This window comes from Fastidiosibacter lacustris, from assembly GCF_003428155.1.
Classification (GTDB): Bacteria; Pseudomonadota; Gammaproteobacteria; order Francisellales; family Francisellaceae; genus Caedibacter; species Caedibacter lacustris.
On record NZ_QLIR01000055.1, the window covers coordinates 1 to 769 of the forward strand.

Annotated in this window: 1 protein-coding gene; it reads left to right on the plus strand. The window is 37.5% G+C overall.

All coding sequences use genetic code 11. The annotated features are described in order from the left end of the window. The coding region (locus DNJ77_RS09845) for a helix-turn-helix domain-containing protein (RefSeq protein ID WP_192877961.1) at positions 1 to 727 on the plus strand (727 nt) is incomplete at its 5' end. Positions 728 to 769: the final 42 nt, after the last annotated feature.

Genomic DNA, 769 nt, shown 5'->3' on the forward strand with positions numbered 1-769 from the left:
TTTACAAAGAGTATTCATCCCAGAAGTGTGGCAGAAGAAGTTTGTAGTACAACCCCAAGTGCCCAGCAATGAATTTACTGCTGTGCCTAAGCACATAAACCTTGATGATATCTGCCTTATTAAGGAATATCGTAAAATCCGTAATGACCACACATTTAGCTATTGTAATAAATTTTATTTAGTTCAATCACCCTTGAAATATTCAATTGCTAAGCAAGAAATTGAGATACGCAAAAGCATTAATGATGATCAGACATTCCAGGTTTTTTTCGCTGGTAAAATATTAGAAATTTCCGAAGTCATTGAGCCAACTAAGCCTTCTATGTATGACGTAGAAATTCAGAAAAAAATAGATGCGATTGAGCTGGCTGATAAAATAGGTAATGTTTCAGAAGCCGCTCGTATCAGCCAATGTTCCAGAGAAACCATCTATAAAAATCGGCGATTACTTAAAGAAAAAGGACCAATGGCTCTGAAACGTGCATTTACCTCCAGCAAGCACCATAAAAATAGGAGTGATAAAGAGCTTGAGGATACGGTTATCTCATTCTCGTTAGAAAACCCTCACCTAGGTCAATGCCAAGTAGCAGCGCAACTTGAGTCATCACTAGGTGTTGCAATAAGTGCTAGTGGTGTTAGGTATATCTGGCTACGTGAAAAATTGAATACAATTGCTTTACGCATTCAGAAAGCCAGGGCTATTACTAATAGTTTGTTGACTCAATAGCATTCAGACCATACTATTAACACGACAATTTCCCTTGGTAAT